This is a genomic window from Actinokineospora xionganensis (genome assembly GCF_014323725.1).
Lineage (GTDB): Bacteria > Actinomycetota > Actinomycetes > Mycobacteriales > Pseudonocardiaceae > Actinokineospora > Actinokineospora xionganensis.
In genome coordinates, this window is sequence record NZ_JABVED010000004.1 from 240730 (window position 1) to 261081 (window position 20352).

21 protein-coding genes are annotated in these 20352 nt (G+C 70.7%); all 21 read right to left on the minus strand.

The features are described 5' to 3' along the window. Positions 1 to 63: 63 nt before the first annotated feature. The 21 genes from GPZ80_RS09780 to GPZ80_RS09880 all read right to left on the minus strand — a co-directional run bounded on the left by GPZ80_RS09780 (position 64) and on the right by GPZ80_RS09880 (position 20024). Positions 64 to 315, minus strand: coding sequence for an acyl carrier protein (locus tag GPZ80_RS09780; RefSeq protein ID WP_187219974.1), 252 nt, complete (start codon positions 313 to 315; stop codon positions 64 to 66). Positions 316 to 613: 298 nt separating this feature from the next. Beyond that, entirely contained in the window at positions 614 to 814 is a 201-nt protein-coding gene (locus GPZ80_RS09785) for an MbtH family protein (RefSeq protein ID WP_187219975.1), read from the minus strand. Between the two features lie 23 nt (positions 815 to 837). After that, positions 838 to 4758 (minus strand): non-ribosomal peptide synthetase, encoded by a 3921-nt coding sequence (locus tag GPZ80_RS09790; protein ID WP_187219976.1) that lies wholly within the window; start codon positions 4756 to 4758, stop codon positions 838 to 840. 50 nt (positions 4759 to 4808) lie between these two features. Beyond that, positions 4809 to 5516: a 2-hydroxychromene-2-carboxylate isomerase gene (locus tag GPZ80_RS09795; RefSeq protein ID WP_187219977.1), complete on the minus strand. Its 708-nt coding sequence runs from the start codon at positions 5514 to 5516 to the stop codon at positions 4809 to 4811. Positions 5517 to 5711: 195 nt separating this feature from the next. Beyond that, entirely contained in the window at positions 5712 to 6458 is a 747-nt protein-coding gene (fabG, locus tag GPZ80_RS09800) for a 3-oxoacyl-[acyl-carrier-protein] reductase (protein WP_187219978.1), read from the minus strand. Positions 6459 to 6484: 26 nt separating this feature from the next. Further along, positions 6485 to 6970 carry a 3-hydroxyacyl-ACP dehydratase FabZ family protein gene (locus GPZ80_RS09805; protein WP_187219979.1) on the minus strand — a complete coding sequence of 162 codons (486 nt, stop codon included), beginning with the start codon at positions 6968 to 6970 and terminating at the stop codon, positions 6485 to 6487. After that, positions 6967 to 7359: an ApeI family dehydratase gene (locus GPZ80_RS09810; protein WP_187219980.1), complete on the minus strand. Its 393-nt coding sequence runs from the start codon at positions 7357 to 7359 to the stop codon at positions 6967 to 6969. Before GPZ80_RS09810 ends, GPZ80_RS09805 begins: the two co-directional genes overlap by 4 nt. Positions 7360 to 7361: 2 nt before the next feature. Continuing rightward, positions 7362 to 7622, minus strand: coding sequence for an acyl carrier protein (locus GPZ80_RS09815; RefSeq protein WP_187219981.1), 261 nt, complete (start codon positions 7620 to 7622; stop codon positions 7362 to 7364). Between the two features lie 41 nt (positions 7623 to 7663). Further along, entirely contained in the window at positions 7664 to 9106 is a 1443-nt protein-coding gene (locus GPZ80_RS09820) for an acyl-CoA carboxylase subunit beta (protein WP_187219982.1), read from the minus strand. Next, entirely contained in the window at positions 9103 to 10215 is a 1113-nt protein-coding gene (locus GPZ80_RS09825; protein ID WP_187219983.1) for a beta-ketoacyl synthase N-terminal-like domain-containing protein, read from the minus strand. The genes GPZ80_RS09820 and GPZ80_RS09825 overlap by 4 nt, the downstream gene beginning before the upstream one ends. A 37-nt stretch (positions 10216 to 10252) precedes the next feature. Continuing rightward, on the minus strand, positions 10253 to 10639 hold the full coding sequence (locus GPZ80_RS32580) for a hypothetical protein (protein ID WP_187219984.1): 387 nt from the start codon (positions 10637 to 10639) through the stop codon (positions 10253 to 10255). Between the two features lies 1 nt (position 10640). Further along, complete coding sequence (locus GPZ80_RS09835; RefSeq protein ID WP_187219985.1) at positions 10641 to 11048, minus strand: hypothetical protein; 408 nt, start codon at positions 11046 to 11048, stop codon at positions 10641 to 10643. Beyond that, positions 11048 to 11401: a DsrE family protein gene (locus GPZ80_RS09840; protein ID WP_187219986.1), complete on the minus strand. Its 354-nt coding sequence runs from the start codon at positions 11399 to 11401 to the stop codon at positions 11048 to 11050. Before GPZ80_RS09840 ends, GPZ80_RS09835 begins: the two co-directional genes overlap by 1 nt. Further along, the gene (locus GPZ80_RS09845) at positions 11398 to 12396 is read right to left on the minus strand and encodes a thioesterase family protein (protein WP_187219987.1); all 999 of its coding nucleotides are present in this window, start codon (positions 12394 to 12396) and stop codon (positions 11398 to 11400) included. Before GPZ80_RS09845 ends, GPZ80_RS09840 begins: the two co-directional genes overlap by 4 nt. Beyond that, positions 12393 to 13241 (minus strand): alpha/beta fold hydrolase, encoded by an 849-nt coding sequence (locus GPZ80_RS09850; RefSeq protein WP_187219988.1) that lies wholly within the window; start codon positions 13239 to 13241, stop codon positions 12393 to 12395. Before GPZ80_RS09850 ends, GPZ80_RS09845 begins: the two co-directional genes overlap by 4 nt. Next, complete coding sequence (locus GPZ80_RS09855) at positions 13241 to 14188, minus strand: beta-ketoacyl synthase N-terminal-like domain-containing protein (RefSeq protein ID WP_187219989.1); 948 nt, start codon at positions 14186 to 14188, stop codon at positions 13241 to 13243. Before GPZ80_RS09855 ends, GPZ80_RS09850 begins: the two co-directional genes overlap by 1 nt. After that, positions 14185 to 15312 carry a beta-ketoacyl-[acyl-carrier-protein] synthase family protein gene (locus GPZ80_RS09860; protein WP_187219990.1) on the minus strand — a complete coding sequence of 376 codons (1128 nt, stop codon included), beginning with the start codon at positions 15310 to 15312 and terminating at the stop codon, positions 14185 to 14187. The genes GPZ80_RS09855 and GPZ80_RS09860 overlap by 4 nt, the downstream gene beginning before the upstream one ends. Beyond that, positions 15309 to 16571, minus strand: coding sequence for a beta-ketoacyl-[acyl-carrier-protein] synthase family protein (locus tag GPZ80_RS09865; RefSeq protein ID WP_187219991.1), 1263 nt, complete (start codon positions 16569 to 16571; stop codon positions 15309 to 15311). The genes GPZ80_RS09860 and GPZ80_RS09865 overlap by 4 nt, the downstream gene beginning before the upstream one ends. A 241-nt stretch (positions 16572 to 16812) precedes the next feature. Beyond that, positions 16813 to 17769, minus strand: coding sequence for a LuxR C-terminal-related transcriptional regulator (locus tag GPZ80_RS32585; protein WP_187219992.1), 957 nt, complete (start codon positions 17767 to 17769; stop codon positions 16813 to 16815). A gap of 525 nt (positions 17770 to 18294) precedes the next feature. Beyond that, positions 18295 to 19560, minus strand: coding sequence for a helix-turn-helix domain-containing protein (locus GPZ80_RS09875; protein ID WP_187219993.1), 1266 nt, complete (start codon positions 19558 to 19560; stop codon positions 18295 to 18297). Positions 19561 to 19796: 236 nt separating this feature from the next. After that, positions 19797 to 20024, minus strand: coding sequence for a hypothetical protein (locus GPZ80_RS09880; RefSeq protein WP_187219994.1), 228 nt, complete (start codon positions 20022 to 20024; stop codon positions 19797 to 19799). Positions 20025 to 20352: the final 328 nt, after the last annotated feature.

The window sequence follows — 20352 nt, forward strand, 5'->3', positions numbered from 1 at the left end:
AGGAGCGGGGTGGGCCGGCTCAGGGAGGGGGAACCCTGAGCCGGCCCGGGCAGTCGGCGCGCCCTACCAGCCCGCGGACTCGCCGACGACCTGGTAGACACCCCGAAGGTTGACCATGCGGCCCAGCTCGGTCTGGTCGATGACGGTGGAGAACTGCTTCTCCAGCGAGGCCAGGATCTCGATGGCGCGCAACGAGTCCGCGCCGTGGTCCTCCTTGAACAGGCTCTCCTGGGTGACCTCGTCGGCGTCGATCTCGAGGATCTCGCAGACAATGTCCTTGATCTGGTCCATGCGCTCGTCGACGGCGGCAGTCATCTCAAGTTTCCTTTCGGTGGAAGCGACGAGAATCGGGGCTCCAGCGGCGCCGATCCCATCTTCGAAACCAATCCTGACACCCCACACATAGACACGGAAGCCTGTTTCCTATTGCTGCAGGGATGGGGGTTGAAGCCAACCGACACGCTCGGTCGCGTGACGGCTCGGGGCCCTGGATTCGGGAGGCTGTGGGCACGCGACGCAGTCGTCGTGTCCGCAGGTTTCCGAATCCAGGGCCCCGAGCCGTCACTTAAAGGCGACCGAGCCGCGCGCCCGGAGGGCGCGCCATGTCACCGACTCACACATTCACCAAACTGGCTGGGCGCATGTCGGTCCAGTTTTCTTCGACGTAGGCGAGGCAGGAGTCCCTGCTCGCCTCGCCGTGGACGGTGCGCCAGCCCGCGGGCACGTCGATGAACGCGGGCCACAGCGAGTGCTGGTTCTCGTCGTTCACGAGCACCAAAAACGTGCCCTCGGCATTCTCGAACGGGTTTGTCATATCGAGCCTCCTCGATTCTCGAATTATTCTCCGTGGATTTCTCGCAGTTCTTCCGCGAGAATTCCGCCGATTTCCGCCAGTGGTCCCGGCTTCATCAGATCGGTGTGCTTGCGGTCAACCCGGCGGGTCTTGATCCGGCCGCCCACATAAGGCCGCCACGTTTCCGGGGTCGGCGAGATGTCGATTTTGTCGAGAGTCGCGGCGATCACGACCACGTCGCCCTTGTAGAACGACGGGACACTTTCGTGGACGAGGTTCCGGTTGTTGGCGTAGATCCGGCCGATGGCCTCGATGTGCCGCTGCTCCAGACTCGCCAGCGAGCTGCCCAACTTGCGCAGCGTGTCGGTGACCTTCTGGTGGGTCAGTGGCTTGCGGCCGAGGTGGCGCCGGTCGTAGCCGACCCAGCTGAGCAGGTCGGCGAGCACGTCCTGCTCGTTGAGCTCGGCGAGCGTCTGGCCGGGGTAGGTATCCAGGATCGCCACCAGGCCGACCTGCTCGCCCGCCGCCTCCAACTGCGCGGCCATGACCTGCGCCAGGATTCCCCCGGAGGAGTAGCCGACGAAGTGATAGGGACCAGTGGGCTGAACTTCGCGGATCAGCCGCAGATAGTCGGCCGCGGTCTCGGCGAAGCTGCCCGGGAGCGGCTCCTCTCCGTCGAGTCCACGCGCCTGCAGACCATAGATCGGATATCCGCCCTCCAGGTATTTGATAAGCCCGGCGTAGCACCAGGACAGCCCGCCCGCGGGGTGGACACAGAACACCGCGGGCCGATCGCCGTGCGGACGCAACGGAAGCAGCACGTCGAGTGCGTCGGAGGCCCGCGCGTCGGAGCCCAGCTTCCCGACCATCGTCGCCGCGGTCGGGGCTTCGAACACCGTTCGGATCGTCAGCGTGACACCGAACGCGGACCTGATCTTGTTGATCAGCTTGGTGGCCAGCAGCGAATGCCCGCCCAGGTCGAAGAAGTTGTCGTCGACCCCGACCCTGGGCAGGCCGAGCACCTCGGCGAACAACCCGGCGAGGATCTCCTCCTGCGGGGTGCGCGGCCCCCGAGTGGACACGGTGGCCGCGATGTCCGGCGCGGGCAGCGCCTTGCGATCCAGCTTCCCGTTGGCGCTCAACGGAAGCGTGGCGAGCACGACGAACGCCGACGGCACCATGTAGTCGGGCAGCGCTCCGGCCAGGGCGGCGCGCACCTGGTCGAGGTCGGGACCCTGGCCGTCATCCGGGACCAGGTAGCCGACCAGGCGCTTGTCCCCCGGACGGTCCTCACGCACGATCACCGCGGCCGTAGCGACGCCCGCCTGCCTGGCGAGCACGGTCTCGATCTCGCCGAGTTCGATGCGCAGGCCGCGGATCTTCACCTGGTGGTCGGCGCGCCCGGCGTAGTGCAGGTTGCCCGCGGCGTCCCAGCGGGCCAGGTCGCCGGTGCGGTACATGCGCGATCCGGGCGGCCCCAGCGGATCCGCGACGAAACGCTCCGCGGTGAGCCCCCGGCGGTCGTGGTAGCCGCGGGCGAGTTGCACGCCCGCCAGGTAGAGCTCGCCCACCACGCCGACCGGCAGCGGGTTCAGCGCGGCGTCGAGCACGTAGGTGCTCGTGTTCCACACCGGTGCCCCGATCGGCACCGGACCCGGCGCGTCGGCGCACTCCCACGACGTGACGTCGACCGACGCCTCCGTCGGCCCGTAGAGGTTGTGCAGTTCGACGCCCGGCAGGGTCTGGTGGAACTGCGCCACCACTTCCTCGGGCAGCGCCTCGCCGCTGCACATGACCTGGCGCAGCCCGGTGCACTCGGCCGCGGCGGGCTCGGCGAGGAAGACCTGCAGCATCGACGGCACGAAGTGCAGCGTGCTCACCCGGGCCTCGCGGATCAGCTCGGCGAGGTAGGCGGGTTCGCGGTGGCCCTCCGGTCGGGCGACCACCAGGGTGGCGCCCTCGATGAGCGGCCAGAAGAACTCCCACACCGACACGTCGAAGCCGGACGGGGTCTTCTGCAGCACCCGGTCGCGCGCGGTGAGCCGGTAGCGGTCCTGCATCCACTTGAGCCGGTTGACGATCCCCTGGTGCGGCACCAGCACGCCTTTGGGGCGCCCGGTCGAGCCCGACGTGTAGATCATGTACGCCGGGTTCGCCGGGTCCACCATCACAGCGGGCGGATGCGCGGGCCGCTCGCCCAGCCGCTCCGCGTCCGGCCCGTCCACCACAAGGACGTCGACGTCGAGTTCGGCGGGCAGCACCGCCACCGTCGCCGTGCTCGCCAGCAGCAGCGCGGGCCGCGCGTCCGCCAGGGTGAACGCGATCCGGTCGGCCGGGTAGTCCGGGTCGATGGGCAGGTAGGCCGCGCCGGAGTTGAGGATGGCGAGCAGCGCGACCATCAGGTCCACCGACCGCGGCAGGGCGAGCGCGACCACCCGCTCGGGACCCGCGCCGCGCTCGACCAGGACGTGGGCGAGGCGGTTCGCCCGGGCGTGCAGTTCGGCGTAGGTGATCGACGATCCCTCGAACACGATGGCCGTGCACTCGGGCGACCGCTCCGCCTGCCGGCGCAGCAGTTCGGTCAGGGTGTCGGCGGCGACCGGCGCCGAGGTGTCGTTGAACGCGGTGACGACCTGGTCCCGCTCCCCCGGCAGCAGTGCCTCCACGGTGCCGACCGCCCGTCGCGGCCCGGCCACGGCGAGGTTCCCCAGGAAAGCGGCGAACCGGCGCTGGTGCGCGGCGATCTCCTCGTCGGCGTAGAGCTCAGGGTTCGCGTCGAAGTCGATCTGCAGCCCCCGGCCGTCGCCGCGGTCGTAGACGTTGACCGAGAGGTCGTCGGACGGGCCGATCGACAGGTTGTGCACGAGCGCGCGGTGCGTGCCGAACTTGAGGTCGTAGTCGAACATCATCACGTTGACCTCGGGCCCGACCAGGCGCCGCTCGTCGCCGAGGAGGCCGCGGTCGCGACGCAGGTCCTCGTAGCGGTAGCGCTGGTGGCGCATCGCCGACCGAAGCTGCTCCGCCGTGTGCGCCAGCAATTCCGCCACGGTCTGTCCCGGCGTGACCGCCAGGCGCAGCGGCACGACGTTGGACACCATGCCTGGGGCCGACCGGGCGGACTTGCCGAGACGGGTGGTGACCGGCAGCCCGAGCACGACCTCGGGCGCCGAGGTGAACCGCTGCAGGTACGCGCCCACGGCCCCCATCAGCACCGACGGCCACGGGACGCCGACCTCCCTGGCGAGCTCGCGCAGCGCGTCGGCGATCGGCTCGGCGAGGTACTCGGTGTGCCGCACCAGGCCGTGCGCCATCGTCGGCTTGCGCGCGGCCAGGCTCACCGGCTCGGCGGCGCCCGCCAGCGCTTCCCGCCAGAATTCCTTGTCCGCGGCGAACTTCTCCGACGCCCGGTAGTCGGCGTCGAGCTCGACCAGGGTCGACAGCGGCGCGAACGGCGAGACCCGCGCCGGGATGCCGTCGCCCAGCGCGGTGTAGACCTCGCCGATCCGCTGCGCGATCATCGCCACGGTGTACCCGTCGACGACGACGTGGTGGTAACGGTAGTAGAGGAGATCCCGTTCACCGTCCACACGGAACAGTGCGAAGCGGAACAGCGGTCCGTGCGCGGGGTCCACGGGCCTGCCCAGGTCCGCCCGCATGGCGGCGACGGCGGCGGCTCGCGGGTCCGGCTCGGCGCTCACATCGACGACGTCGAGCGACCACCGGGGTTCGCGGTCGAGCACCTGCCACGGCCCGTCGTGGTCGGCGACGATCCGCACGCGCAGGGTCTGCGCCTCCGCGACGACCTGCCGCAGCGCCTCCTCCAGTCGGGCCTCGTCCGCGGTGCCCTGGATCTCCAGGTACTCCCCCGCGTTGTAGATGGGATTCTCGGGATCCAGTTGCTGTGCGTACCAGATTCCCGACTGTGCGGCCGTCAACGGGAAACGGCCCGACCCGGAGTCAGGCATGGCGATCCATCCTCGTGTGGTGTGCTGGTCGGTCAGGTCCAGGGCGTGCCCTAGCCGCACCCGCCGGCGTGACCGAAGTCGCCTGCGGAGGCCAGGGCCGGGGCGTGAGCGTGCTCGGCGACCGTGCTCGCCTTGGCGTCCGCCGCGGCTGCGCGCATCGCCGCGACGAAGCCAGGAAGCCGGTCCAGGCCCCAGAACTTGTCGAAGCCGCGGGCGAAGAACGGCACCCCGAACACGCCGTCGGCGCTGACGTCGAGCAGCGCGGCGACACCGCGCTCCTGGATCGCCGGGAACCGCTCGGCGTCGGCCAGCCCGCGCGGGTCGGTGCCGAGGTCGCTGGCGATCGAGGTGATCGTCAGCGGGTCGGAGATGTCCAGGCCGAGTTCCCAGCGGGCCCGGTACACCTGGGCGATGTACTCCCGGCCGAGGCCGCGGTCCGCGGCGACGAGGTAGCCGAGGTGGGCGACCTCCCAGCGCGGCTCGCGGTCGACCGGCCAGGAGAACGTCAGCCCGCGCTCGGCGGCGAGCCTGCGGACGTCCTGCAGGATGTAGTGGTGCTTCTCCCGCGACATCGGGACGTATGGGAACCCGCCGCCCGCCGCCTCGAGCCGATCGTGCAGCCGCGGCTCCGGCTCCCAGAACGGGCGCCACTCGATCCGGGCGGCGACGTCGGGGTAGGTGTCGATCAGGTCCCGGTAGGCCAGCCAGGAGTATGGGCTGCGGAACGAGAAGTACCAGCGGGGTGGTCGCTTGGCCATGGGCTGCCGTCTCCGATCTGATGTCCTGCGAGAGTTTGTGTCCTGCGCCGGAATCCGGCGTCTTATCGGTGGTCCAGGTTTTCGCTGGGCGTGCGGGCGGAAGGTTCGCGTACTGGTTGTCCGTGGGCCTTTCGTCCGTGCGGTCAGCGGGAAGCTGGGCCGCCGAGAAAGATGTCGGATTTCCGGCGCAGGACACTAAATGGTGATGCCGCCGTCGATCTGGAAGACGGCTCCGGTGATGTAGGCGGCCCGGTCCGAGGCGAGGTAGCCGACCAGGTCCGCCACCTCGTCGGCGGTGCCGAGCCTGCCGAGCGGGATCGAGGCGATCGCGTTGTCCTTGACCTTGGCCGAGAGCACCGAGGTCATGTCGGTGTCGATGAAGCCGGGGGCGACCACGTTGACGCGGATGCCGTAGCGCCCGACCTCCTTGGCCAGCGCGCGGGAGAACCCGATGATCCCGGCCTTGGACGCGGAGTAGTTGGTCTGCGTCGGATTGCCGTACACGCCCGCCACCGACGAGATGTTGACGATGGTGCCGCGCCTGCGCTTCATCATCTCGAACACCGCGGCGCGGCAGACGTTGTAGACGCCGGTGAGGTTGACGTCGATGACGTCGTTCCACTCCTCGTCGCGCATCATCAGCAGCGGGTTGTCCTTGGTGATGCCCGCCGCGGTGACCACGGTGTCCGGCGGCCCGAGTTCGCCGTTGATCTCGGCGAGCAGCCCGCGCACGGAGCCCGCGTCGGACACGTCGGCGCGCACCGCGCGGACCCGGACGCCGAGTTCACCCGCCGTCTTCTCCAGTTCCCGCGCGGCGTCCTCATTGGACCGGTAGCAGAACCCCACGTCGTAGCCGTCGGCCGCGAGCCGCAGCACGGCGGCCCGGCCGATCCCGCGCGAGCCGCCGCTCACCAGCGCCACCCGCCCAGCGTCGTCCGTCATCGGTGTCTCCTCATGTCGCGTGTCGGTCAGGAATCCAGGGAAGCGGGGCGCAGCACCCCGGCGGGGCGAAACGCCATCACCATGCGGGACACGGTCATCACGGTCGCGCCGTCGACCGCGCTGTCCCCCTCGAACATCACCGTGTCCGACAGCGCGCGCTGGACGGTCACCCGGTGTTCGACCACGTCGCCGGGCAGCACCGGGCGCAGGTACTCGACGCCGGACATGCCGCCGAAGAGCATCACCTTGCCCGCCAGGACATCCGGGTTCGGTTCGGCCCAGGTGGCGAGCAGGCCCGCGGCCTGGGCCCAGGATTCGAGGAGCAGCACTTCCGGGTAGGCCAGCTGTTCGGCGCGCAGGTCGTCGGGCAGCCCGGCGTACCACGGCTCGTTGACGGTGACGGCCTTGCGCGCGGTCAGCCGCTCGCCGGGCACGAGTTCGGTGACGGCGTCGACGAGCAGCATCGGGTAGCGGTGCGGGAGCACCCGGCGGATGTCGGCGGCGGTGATCACGGCTGTCCTGCCTCGCGGTAGCGGAGCCGGACCTTCGCGGCCTCGCCGCGCGGCGAGGAGATGACCGCCAGGCACGTCCAGCCGCCGTCGGCGGGCTTCCACTCGAGGTCGGTGGTCAGCTCGTCCCCGGGGAAGGTCGGCCCGACGAACCGGGTCGACTCGATGGCCGCCAGTTCGAGGTCGCGGTTGTCCGGGGCGGTGGCCAGGGCGCTGCGGTGCACGCATTCGACGAGCCCGATCCCGGGGAAGATCGGGAAGCCGGGGTAGTGCCCGGCGAAGATCGGGTTCGTCGCGTCGATGGCGATGGTGGTGGTGCGCGACCGCAGCGGGTCGCCGGATAGCTCGTCGACGCGGATGCCCTCGCGGACCGGGGAGCACGTGGTGGCCATGCTCAGGCCGCCGTCAGCTTGTCGTGCATGAGCTGGTAGGCGCGGGACAGGCAGCTGACCTGCTTGAGCTCCGACTCGCGCAGCCGGACACCGTACTTCTTCTCCAGCACCACGACGACCTCCAGGGCCATCAGCGAGTCGACCTCGAGGTCGTCGACGAACGACGCGTCGTCGGTCACGTCGTTGACGTCGACGTCGAGCACGGCGGCGACGGTGCGTCGCAGGTCTTCCTTGTCCAGCAGCGGTTCGGCGATCCTGGTCATCGATCTCTCCTGTCTAGAAAGGACTGTCTACTGTGACTTCTCTACAGTGGAATGTTCCCGTGGTGGCCGCGGCCCGCTGGGGCCGCCGCCAGAGCTTCGGCGAGCCTGCGCCGGGTCTGGGCCGGGTCGATCACCTCGTCCACCACGCCGATCGCGATGGCCCGCTCGACCCCGCCCGCGACGCGCTCGTGTTCGGCGACCAGGCCCGCGAGCAGCGCGTCGCGCTCGTGCTCCGCCGCCGCCGCGAGCTTCTTGCGGTGCAGGATGCCGACGGCGGCCTTCGCGCCCATGACGGCGACTTCGGCCCCGGGCCAGGCGAACACCGTGGTCGCGCCCAGCGAGCGGCCGTTCATCGCGATGTACGCGCCGCCGTAGGACTTGCGCAGCACCAGCGTCACCCGCGGCACGACGGCCTCCGCGAAGGCGTGGAGCAGCTTCGCGCCGCGGCGCACCACCCCGCCCCACTCCTGGCTGACGCCGGGCAGGTAGCCGGGGACGTCGACCAGGACCAGCAGCGGCACGCCGAAGCCGTCGCACATGCGCACGAAGCGGGCCGCCTTCTCCGCCGAGAGCGAGTCCAGGCAGCCGCCCTTGCGCAGCGGGTTGTTGGCGATCACGCCGACCGAGCGGCCGCCGAGACGACCGAGGCCGACGACGATGTTCGGCGCCCACTTCGCCTGCAGCTCCTCGAACACGGGCACGCCGTGGGAGTCGACATCGAGCACCCCGCGCAGAATCGGCTTCACGTCGTAGGCCCGCTGGGGCCGCTCGGGCAGCAGGGCGGACAGGTCACGCGAGTCCTGCACGCTGCTCAGGTCGAACAGTCCCGGGCGGGCGAGCAGCCCGGTGATCCGACGGGCGCGGTCGTAGGCGTCCGACTCGTCGTCGGCGAGCACGTGGACCACGCCGGAGCGGCGGCCGTGCGCGTCGGCGCCACCGAGCCCCTCCTGGTCGATCCGCTCGCCGGTGACGCTGCGGACCACGTCCGGCCCGGTGACGAACACCCGCCCGGCCGAGGACATGATCACCACATCGGTGAGCGCCGGGCCGTACGCCGCGCCACCGGCGGCCGGGCCGAGCACCACCGACAGCTGGGGCACCTTCCCCGAGGCCCGGATCATCGCCGCGAACACCTGGCCCACGGCGTGCAGCGCGGACACGCCCTCGGCCAGTCGGGCACCGCCCGAGTGCCACACGCCCAGGACCGGGCAGCGCTCGCGGACCGCGAGGTCGATCGCCGCCACGATGTGCGCACAGCCCTCGACACCCATCGCCCCACCCATCCGGGTGGCGTCGGTGCAGTAGGCGACCACCTTCGCGCCATCGATCCGGCCGACGGCGGCGTGCACCCCGCTCGCGTCCGCGGGGTTCAGCGGCCGCAGCGAACCTGGGTCGAGCAAGCGGGCAAGCCGGACCTCGGGATCGCGCGGATCCACATGGAGGTCGGGAAGTTCCGCTTCCCAGCGGGGAACGACGGCGGTCATCGCCGGTCCTGCCTCGGGATGGCGCCCGGGTGGGCGAGGCGAAGCACCGCGCAGCCGACGACGCCCTCGTCCACCGCCGTGATCAGCGCGGTCCGACCCGCCGACGACGGGTCGCGCTCGGCCAGTGCCAGGATCGCCGCGACCTGCATGGCCGAGGCGGCTCCGGCGGTGTCGCCGATCACTGTGAGGTCGGGGGTGCGGACACCCACGGTGTCGCCGAGGACCTCGCGCAGCGCGTCGCGCTCGCCCGATCCGGCCGTGCCGCAGGGCGCCAGCGCCCACAGGTCGCCGACCGGCGTCCCCGCGCGCTCCAGTGCCCGGCGCACACAGGCGGCCAGGGCGGGTGCGCAGTCGTCGGTGTAGGCGCCGAACTCCACGGCGAGGACCTCGGCGAGCGCCCGCCCGGCGACCGACTCGTCGTCGGCGTGCTCGACCTGCAGCATGGCGCATCCCTCGCCGAGCACGGGCGCCTCACCTTGCCTGCCAGTGCGGTCGAGCCAGGACCGGGCGGCGGAGTACTCCTCGACGGCGCCGCACAGCGCGGTGTTCGCCCGGCCGGAGGTCAGCAGCCTGCGCGCGTAGTTCAGCGCGTGCAGCCCCGCCACCCGGCCACCGGCGACGGTCGCGTTCGGGCCGCGCAGCTTGTGCCAGATGGCGCACTGCCCGGCCGCGCAGTTCATCACGGTGTTGGGGAACCTGGCCGGGTCGACGAAGAACGGCTTCTCACCGGTGATCGAGTCGCGGGTGAAGTCCATCATGCTCTGCGCGCTGCCGGTGGTGGTCCCGAGGACGAGCGCGGCGTGGTCGCCGGTCGCGATCTCCCGCCCGCGCGGCTGGTCGTCGAGCATCCGGCCGACTGTGGCCACGGCCAGGCCGGTGGCCCGGTCCATCGACCGGGTGCCCTTCTTGCCGAGCGCGCCCGCCGCGGTGAAGTCGGGGACCAGGCAGGCCTCGGTGTCCGGGCCCGCCCACTGCTGCTTGTCCAGCGCCCGGTTCATCACCTGCCCGGCGTGCAGGCCGTCGACGAACGCGTCGCGGCCGATTCCGAACGGGGAGACCGCGGACCATGCGGTGATCACGGGGTTGCTCGCGACCGTCGTGGTGTTCACGGCTGACTCACTCCTTCTCGTGCGTGGTTGAACGCGGTCACAAAAAACACACCGTGCGGTAGTCGGGCCAGCGTCTGGCCATCTCGCCGGGGGCGGCTGCGCGGACGCCGGGAAGCAGTGCGGCCGGACCGTCCACTCCGAACTCGGCGAGGTCGGATTCCTCCACCCACACGGCCACACCGGACTCCTGGAGCCGGATGAGGTCGCGGCGCGGATCGCTGAGGGTGTCGACCTTGCGCCCGCCCACTTCGATCGAGCCGACGTGGGCAACGGCCACCGCGTAGCTCACCGCGGGCCCGCGCAGCAGCAGATCCATCCCGCCGAGCTGGCGGTGCAGCTCGACGGCGAGGTACAGGGCGTCGAAGAACTGCTTCTCCAGGGCGCCCCGGTAGGCGCGCTCCATGATCGCAAGCGTCTCGGCCATCTCAGATCACCCCGAGCAGCAGGGTCTTGCCCGCCGCGGCGACGTTGTCCGCGTACTTGGCCGGGGCCCGCAGCACCACCCCTGGGAGGTGCTCGCCCGCGCCCCGGTCGTCACTGCAGAACCGGCAGCCGTACCAGAACAGACTGTCGGGAAAGGCGTTCAGCAGCTCGGCCACCAGCGCCGTCGTCGACGGGTAGTCCACCGACCAGTCGGCGAGGTTGCGCGGCTTGCTCTCGCCGAGCGCCCGCTGGGTGAGCATCGTGGCGTAGCCGCAGGTCCACACCTGGACCCGGGCGCCCTGCCTGAGCATCGCCTGCACCAGCCGGACCGCGCTGGTCGTCGTGTCGTCGGCGTGCGGCGCGCCCATCAGGGTGATGAGCACGTCGGTCGGCGGGATCGTCCGGCCCATCAGTGCCACACCGCCCGCACGTCCGGGTCCAGCAGCCGCGCGGCGACGTCGTCCATGTCGACCCACCGCGCGCCCTCGGGCAGAGCGATCTCCGCGATACCGCGCTGCGCCGCGCCGAACCGGTCGACCCACACCTCGCCGCCGGCGTCGAGCAGGGTGACCAACTCGACCGTGCCGCCCGCCACGGCGAGCGGCGTCCCGTCGCCGAGCAGCACGACCGTGACCGGGACACCGGTCTCGGCCAGCGCAGCGGCGTCGGCCAGGAACCGGGCCGCGCCCGGGCCGGACCACGGTCCGCGCGAGGCCACCAGCAGGTGGCCGGGCGCGGTGTCGGTCACCCCGCTCGCGCTCATGCCGGGTTCACCCGCCCGAAGGCGTCGAGGACGCGCTGGTCGAAGGGCACCAGCTTCCAGTCGCGCCGGTTCTCGATCACCGCGTAGCCGTGCGTGATCGTGCCCGTCGAGGTCTGCACCAGCCTGCCGTCGCGCACGACGTAGGTGTCCATCCTGGACCGGTAGGTGAAGTCCTTGAAGATCTCCTCGACCGTGTAAATGGTGTAGAGGTCCTCCTCCATCAGCGCCTCGTCGAGGAACTCGATCTTCGAGTGCGGCACGACGGGGATCCACCGGCGGTCGTCGAGCAGCGTCTTGATGGAGATCCCGCGGTCGGCGAGGAACAGGTCGACGACCTCCTCCATCTGCCGCAGGTAGCCCGACATCTGCAGGCGCTCGTTGTTGTGGCAGTACGGGTACGGGATGCGCCACTTCCAGCCGAAGGAGTTGCGGCCCGCGGTCAGGTGCCGCAGCACCGGGTCGTCGGCCGCGCTGGTGCCGCGACCGGCGCCGAGTTCGGTGTTGTCCAGCACGGCGACCTCGGTGCCGGGCTCCGCGGTGGCGATCCGGTCGACCACGAACCGGGCGAGGTCGGCCGGGTAGTCGTCGGTCGGCTCGATGTAGGAGTCCTTGCGCAGCGCGACAGTCACCTTGGCGGTGACGTCCTTGGTCTCGCCGCCGTCCTTGACGATGGTGACCGCGAAGGTCAGCTTGTCCGAGCCGTCCGCGACGGTCGGGCGCACCGTGGCGATGCCGACGTCGTCGAGGTGGAAGGCGTTGAGGATGCGGGTGTCGATCGCCACGATGTCGACCCCGAGGCCGAACTCCTCGTAGAGCCGCCTGCTGGCCAGCCCGGCGGCGCGGAAGTGCTCCAGCACGGCTTCCTCGACGAGGTAGTTCACGTGCTTGAAGCCGATCCACGTGCAGATGTTGTTGCCCTCGTACCTTGGCCGCAGCGCCACCGTGGTGGGGGTGGTCAACAGCTCGTGGGTGATGGACTCGGCGACCGCGGTCATCGGATGTGCTCCCCTACTGGTCGGGACCCGGACGCCGGTCGGCCTCCGGTCGGTAGTGCGCCGGCGAACTCCGCGATGACGGCGGCGAAGTTCGCGGGCTGCTCTGACATCAGGAAGTGGCCGCAGCCGGGCAGCACCCGGGCGCGGGCGTCGGGCAGCCGGGCGGCCAGTTCGACCGCCTCGCCGGGCAACGCGGCGAAGTCGTCTTCACCCGACAGCACCAGGCACGGCACCCGCATCGCCTCGGTGCGCAGCCACGGTGTGTCCAAATAGGTCTGGAAGAACCGGGTCCAGCCGTACGGGCCGACCTGGTCGCGCACCCGGTAGGCCATGTCCCGGCACAGCCGGTCGCTGATCCGACCCGCCGCGTGCACCCGGATGCCGTCCTCCATGATCAGGTGGAAGTCATTGAGATAGCGCGAGATGTCGGCCCACTCGAACGCCGCCGGATCGGTCCGGTAGAACGGCGAGACCAGCACCAGGCCGTGGATGCCGTAGCGGTCGAACGGGTCGAGTCCCGCGGCCAGCTCGCGGTCGAGCAGGGCGAGCAGCAGGTTGGCCGAGAAGGAGTGGGCCACGACCACGCCCGCGCCGCCCGGCACAGCGCGCAGGGCCTCGGCGACCCAGCCCGGCAGGTCGCCGCGGTCACTCCAGCCCGCGACGCCCTCGCCGCGCCACGGCAGGTCGGCCGACCAGATGTCGAGGTCGGGGTCGGCCCGCTCGACGAAGCCGTGCCACACCGTGGCGCTGTTGGCCAAGCCGTGCAGCAGCAGAAGCCGGGCGCGGTCGCCGGTGGTGTGCCTGCGCAGCACCACCGGCCGCTCGACCTCGGTCGCCAGGCTCATCACCGCACCTCGGCCCGCTGCAGCACCAGACCGGCGGTGGCGTCGTCGTCGTCGCTGCCCGCGAGCACGTAGACCGGACCGGCCCCGCGCCCCTCGAACCAGCCGATCGTCGCGGCGCACTGCATGACGCCCAGCGCGCCCGAGGCCACGCCCCATGCCTTGGCCAGGTCGTAGCGGGGCACGCCGTCGAGGATCTCCGGCGGCACGACCGCGCCGCCGGTCTCGGGCAGTTGCAGCAGCGCGGGCACCCCACCGTCCATATCGGACAGCTGGTCGACACACTTGCGCACGCCGCCCGCCCGCGTGTAGCGGCCGACTTCGGCGTGCACCCGGGCACCCCGCTCAGCCGCGGCGTCGGCGTCCTCGAGCACCAGGCCGACCGCGCCGTCGATGGCCCGGCGACCGCCGAGGAGCTTGCGCACCGGCTCGTTGTCCGGCTCGACACCGAGCACCAGCACGCGGGTCACCCGACCCGCCGAGATCATGTTGGCCGCCCAGTACACCGCGTCGAGGCCGGATGTGGCGCCGTTGCACACCATCAGGTTCGGCCCGCGCAACCCGAAGCGGATCGCCACCGAGGTCGCGATCACGTTGCTCGAGGCGTTGGGCAGCTGCATCGGGCTGGTGCCCATGGTGGTCTCGGCGGCGATGGTGTCGAGGGCGCCGGTGACCGTGTCGACGTTGCCGAGGTTCGAACTGGCGACCACACCGACCGAGTTGTCCGCGACGGCAAGCCCGGTCTCCGACAGCAGGCCCGCGTCCCGCAGGGCCGCGTCGGCCGCGCAGTAGCCGAGCTGGGTGGCCCGGTCCTTGTAGCGCAGGCCCTTCTTGCCGACCCGCGTCTCCGGGTTCACCGGCTCCGCGGTCCGCGCCACGGCGGTGAGCAGGCTCTGCGCCGAACTCGCCCGCGGCAGCGTGACACCGACCCCAGTGACAACGACCTTCATCGAACAGCCTCCACGATCGCGACAGCGTTGATGCCCCCGAAGCCGAAGGCGTTGAGCTGGGCCACCGACACGTCGGCGGTGGCGGCTTCACCGAGCACGAAACGGAAGTCCGCCGCCTCGTCGACCGGGTCACTGAGCCCGACCACCGGCGGGACCACGCCCGAGCCCAGGGATTCCAGGCCCACCACCAGGTTCATCAGCCCGGAGGCCCCGGAGGTGTGGCCGGTCATCGACTTGATGGCCGTCATCAGCGGCCCGCCCGAGTGCTCGCCGAACACCTCGGCCATGGCGGTGGCCTCGGCCTCGTCGTTGAGCAGCGTCCCGGTTCCGTGCAGCAGGACCAGGTCGATGTCCTCGGGCTTGACGCCCGCCAGTTCGTGCGAGGCGCGCATCGCGTTCGCGATGCCCGCGGGATCCGGCGCGGTGACGTGGTAGGCGTCGCAGTTGACCGAGACCGACCGCAACAGCCCCTGCGTGCGGGGGCCGGGGTGTCGCCGCAGCACGATCGCCGCCGCGCCGTCGCCCATCAGCACGCCGGTCCGGTTGCGGTCGAAGGGCCGAACCCGGTCGGGCGGCGTGGCGTGCACGCGCTCCAGCAGGCCGTGCATGCTCTCGGTCAGCACGTCGACGCCCGCCACGATCACCGTGTCCGCCGCGTCGAGGGCGAGCAGATCGCTTCCCATGGCCAGCGCGTAGAGCGATGCCGAGCACGCGTTGGAGAAGGTGTAGGTGATCTCCGCGCCGAGCCGCTCGCGCAGTGCGGTGCCGAAGTGCAGCCGGTCGGCGCTGAAGTCCACGCCGTCGCGCCACCACAGTTCGAGCGAGCGCAGCTCGCGCAGGCCGGTGCCGACCAGGATCGGCACGTCGGTCAGGTCCTCGATGCCCGCGCCGCGGGCCGCTTCGGTGATGGCCTCGACCAGGACGCTGGTGGCCCGGCCGGGCACATCGCGGCCCGGCTCCGGCCGGTCGTCGATCTCGTAGGCGCTGCGCGCCCGGTACGGCTCGGGGTCGAACCCACGCAACGGCGCGAGCCCGGTCTGCCCCAGGCACAGGTTGGTGAACAGTTGCTCGACTCCGCGTCCGACGCTGGCTACCGCGCCGGAGCCGGTGATGTACCAGCTCATGACATGCGCTCCTCGTACTTGCCGAGAATGACCACCGAGTTGTTGCCGCCGAAGGCGAGACCGTTGTTCTGCACGATCTTCAGGTCGGCGGGCACCGCGTGATTCGGCACGCAGTCGACATCGCACTCCGGGTCGGTCTCGGTGTGGTTGATCGTCGGCGGGATGAAGCCTTCGGTGATGGCCAGCGCACAGGCGATCGCGGCGAGCGCGCTGGCGGCGCCCATGGTGTGCCCGATCATCGACTTGATGGAGATCGTGCGCGGCGGCTCGTCGCCGAACACGTGCCGGATCGCCCGGGACTCGGTCACGTCGTTGGCCTTGGTTCCGGTGCCGTGCGCGGAAACCAGGTCGACCTCACCCGGCTTGACGCCCGCGTTCTCCAGCGCGCGGCGCATGCACTCGGCCACGCTGTCCTGGTTGGGGGCGACCTGGTGGTAGGCGTCGCAGTTGAGCCCGTAGCCGAGGACCTCGGCGTAGATACGCGCACCCCTGGCCAGCGCCGACTCCAGGCTCTCCAGCAGGAGTATCCCGGCGCCCTCCCCAGTGAGGATGCCCTTGCGGTCCACATCGAAGGGCTGACAGCGCTCCGGCGCGATCGTGCCGAGGCGGTAGAACCCGGTGAAGGTCTTGCGGCACATCGCGTCCGCGCCGCCGCAGAGGGCGAACTCCGCCTCGCCGGAGCGGACCGCGTCGAACCCGTAGCCGATGGCGTAGTTGCCCGCCGCGCAGGCCGTGGGCAGCGTGACCGCCTCCACATCGGACAGACCCAGCTCCTGGGCGATGGCCGCGGAGAGCCTGCCCGCGGGGACCCGGCTGGTCTGCACGGGGTCCATGTGCTCGGGCCCATGGCGGACCTCGGTCTCCACGAGCTGGTCGAGGTCACGAGACTCACCGTCGGTGGTGCCCACCGAGATGACGCCGTGCCGGGCCCGCAGGTGCTCCGGGTCGAGCCCGGCGTCGCGCACCGCCATGCCCGCCGCGGCGACCGAGAACTGGGTCGCCCGACCCAGCGAGGCCGGATCAAGGGTGTGAATCCACTTGTCCGGCACGAAGTCCGCGACTTCGCAGCCGTTGGCGTGCGCATAGCCCTCGGTGTCGAAGACGGAGATCGGCCGAGCGCCGCTGCGACCCGCGCGTAGACCGTCCACAAACTCCACCGCACCGGTGCCGATGCTGGAGAACACTCCGAGGCCGGTGACCACCACCCTGCGCCGCGGCGGTCCACTCGGGTGCCTCGCCGGGGACAAACCTGACGTCATGACGTTCTCCGCCCGTCCGATCTTCGCGATGCCGTCTCTGTCGACACCTACTTCACCGCGATCGGCCGACGCGTTCAAGGGTGCTGCACAATGCTGCAAGCATTGACCCGCAACGGTTTCAGGAACCTGCAAGACTTCGCGCCGAACAGCGAGAAGCCGCCACCGGCGGCGCCGGGGCGGCTTCTGCGCACTCTGTCTACTGTGGTCAGTCAGGGGGGGACACGTAGGGGAAGGACCTGTCTCAGACGAGTCCCAGTTGGACCGCGCGCACGCCCGCCTGGAACCTGCTGCGGGCCCGGAGGCCCGCCATCGCCCCGGCGACGTCGTTGCGCACGGTGCGCACGCTGACCCCGATCCGGCGCGCGATCGCGTCGTCGGTCAGGCCGTCGGCCAGCAGCCGAAGGACCATCTCGTTGCGCGCGCCACCGGACCGCGCGTCGGCGTGGACCTGCGTGTTGCCGACCTCGACACCGTTGCGCCACAACCGATCGGCGATCAGGGTGAGCGAGTCCAGGGCACGGGTGCTCTGAATCACCCCGGCGCAGCCCTCGTCGTCGTGCAGGACCGCGGTCGCGCCGTCCACCAAGGTCACACGCATCGGCACGTGGTCCACCACCCGCGGCGCCGACCACCGGACCGCCAGCCACTTCGCGTGTTCGGCGGCGGCGGGTTCCTCCAAGACCTTCGAGCTCCACACGATGCGCAGCGTCGCGCCGCGCCGCAGGACCGCCTCGGCTACCTGGCGGGAGAACTCGAACGAGCCGGGCACGAAGGTGGGGACCAGCTGCACGACCTCACCCCGGACGGTCGCGGCCATTCGCTCCACGAAGGACGCCACGTCGTCGAGGCCCTCGAACCGCGACCGCTCACCGACGCGTCCCGCGGGGGGCTGGTTCATCGCGACGAAGCGGGCGACCTCGTCGGCGGGCGGCAGACCGTCCCGGACGGGGCCCCGGAACCGGCGCGCCACCATGGCGGGCAGGGCGAGACAGGGCTCCACGGCCCGCAGCGCGCCCAGCTGTTCGGCGGACTCGGCGACCAGCCCCTCCCGGCTGAGGTCGTCGAGTACCGCGCTGAGCCGGTCGGTGGACCAGCCCAACCGTCCGACCAGTTCGGTCGTCGTCCAGTGGCGTCTGCCGAGCATGGTCCGGTAAAGCAAGTCGGCGTTGGCTTCGAGTCCGATGGCGGGCGCGGTCATCCGATCTCACGCCTCCCGCCATCGGTTCCTAAGTCCGAGTGGTGACTCATAACGACCCCCTCCGGGTGACTGCGGCCTCCACCGCTTTACAGCTGTCATGACAGTAAAGTCCGACCAGTCATGGTGTCAATGACGGGCCGTAAGCGTTCACCCGCCATGCCCCGATAAACGCAGGTGGATAGGGGTGCGTTAGGGGTCAACGGGGTCCGCGCGCACCCGGGGGTGCATTAAACAGCACCCCGGCGTGTGACGACACGAACATTACTCAGGTAAACAGAGAGTTGGTCCCGCGCCCACCGGAACCACACGGCGCGTTCAGGTTCGCGCAAAGCGCGAGCCACGGTCCGTCGGGTGGGCCGACCTCAGGCGTGCGGGCGTCCAGCCCGCGAGCGTGGGGGGTGCGACGTGGTGGTGTGACAGGGACGTGCGGTGCGACATCAGGGTGGAGGTGCGGCATTCGGCGTGCTGACGTGCCGGCCCACAGGCGTCCAGCGCGCGGTCCGGCGTGCGGGCGATCAGCTGTCGTCAGGCCGATCGCACGTCGTCGATCTCGCGCCAGACCTGCGCGGCCACGCGGTACGCGGCCAGTTCCTCGCAGAGGTGCGCGGCCGAACGCAGCGCGTCGACGGCCTCGTCGGTGCGGCCGAGCCGGTGCAAGGCGCGCCCACGGGCGCGCCGCAGCCGCACCAGTTCCACGCTCGGCAGTTCGTCCGGCTCGTTCTCCGACAACTCCAGCGCACGCTCGTACTCGCCGCGCGCGAGCGCGTACCGCGCCTCGATGCTGACCATCTTGGCGTGGTCGGCGGGCGAGTCGACCAGTTCCAGGGCGGCCCGCATCCAGTTCACGTACTGATCGATCTCGGCGAGTTCGGCGTCGGCGTCGAGCAGCGCCGACGCCGCGGCCCGGGCGAACCGGCCCCACTCCCGGATCGAGGTGCCAGGTTGGGCGAGCATGTCCTTGGCCTGCCGGACGTGGCGCTCGGCCAGCTCACCGGCGCCGAGCCGGGCGTAGGCGACCGACGCGGCCCAGTGCGAGCGACCGAGAACCGTCCGGCTGCCCAGCCGCTCGGCACAGGCGAGCATGCGGTCGACCAGCGGCGCGATGTCTGCGGTGTCACCGGAATCGACCTTCACCGAGATGAGCACGCCCAAGGCCCGGACGTGCTCGCCGGTGTCGGCCAGTTCGGTGTCGGGCAGGATCGCCATGGCGCTCTCGGTGAGCCGCAGCGCCTCGGCCATGTGCCCGCAGTCGCGGGCCGCCGCCGCCTTGTCGAGGCGCAGCTTCACGATGAGTTCGGGCACGCCGACCTGCTCCGCGACCTCGACCAGGTCGTTGAGCAGCGCGTACCGCGAATGGTGGTCCGCGCGCAGGATCAGGATGTCCTGCAGCGCGATGCCGCGCTCGAGCACCCAGGAGGGCCCGCCGTCGCGCACCGCGGAGTCGTAGGCCCGCTGGTAGCGCTCCCCCGCGTCGTCCAGGTCGCCGAAGTCGAGGGCGCTCCTGGCGAGGATGTCGAGGACGAGGGCGCGACCCGCCTCCGGGTTCTCGTCCGCGGCGGCCTTGACCGGAAGCGTGGCGTCGGCGACGAGGGCCTCGAGGTTGACGTCGAGGGCCTGCGCGATCTGCAACACCACTTCCAGCGTCGGAACCCGGGCTCCGGTCTCGAGAAGCGAGATATAGCTCGGATTGACCACGTCGCCCGCCACGTCGCGTTGCGACAGCCCGCGCTCCTGGCGCAGCTGACGCAGTCGCTGACCGAACTCAGGCTGGCGGACGCCGACGATGCTCACGCAATCGATCCTCTAGTCTCATGACTGGTTGCCCAGTCAACAGCTGTCTCCAGTCAACATGTTTGCCGGAAAGTCAACGGTAGCATAACTGGAGTCGGTTCTTTACCCGCGGGCAACACCTAGGACACCACTGTCGCAGGCCTCCGTATCCGAGAACAAAGAGGCGGCCCGACACCGGACCGCCCCTCTCGCCACCCGTCGAGTCTCCGCCCCCCGGCCACTCCGACCAGTCAAGATCAGCTGTCCGACCCTTGGCCGGTGTTCTTCACGACGTTCCAGGGCCAGTCATCCGGCCCGCCAAGGAGCTGTCCGCCAGGCGCGTCGGCGGCGGCGACCGGCTGCTCGGCCGGGAGATGCGTCGCTAAACCGCCGGCGACCAGGGCTAATGCCGCGGCTACCAGGGTCTTGGCGAGCTTGTGCGTGGTCGGCAGGCTGTGCTGTGCGGTGATGTTTACTGTTGTCATGACTCAGGTCTAACGTAGTCGACGTGATCGGCACAACAGAAGGTGCAGGATCAGGCAGCCTGGCCGGAAAACGTGCGGAACGGGACACGCACTGGTTGGTGGAACATCCACCAACCTTCGCCCCCTGGTCACCTCTCGCACGGGACACGCACCCACGGACGGCTCGGCCGACGGCCACTGTCCTCTGTGGACCGATGGTCCGCCGGTCCCTGCAGCTTGATGCAGTGGCCCACCGGCATCGCCTCCACCGCAACATAATCGGACCCTGACCGCGTCGAACGACCGACGTCTCCGCCTCGCCGGACAAGGCGACAGAGTTCGAGGGTGG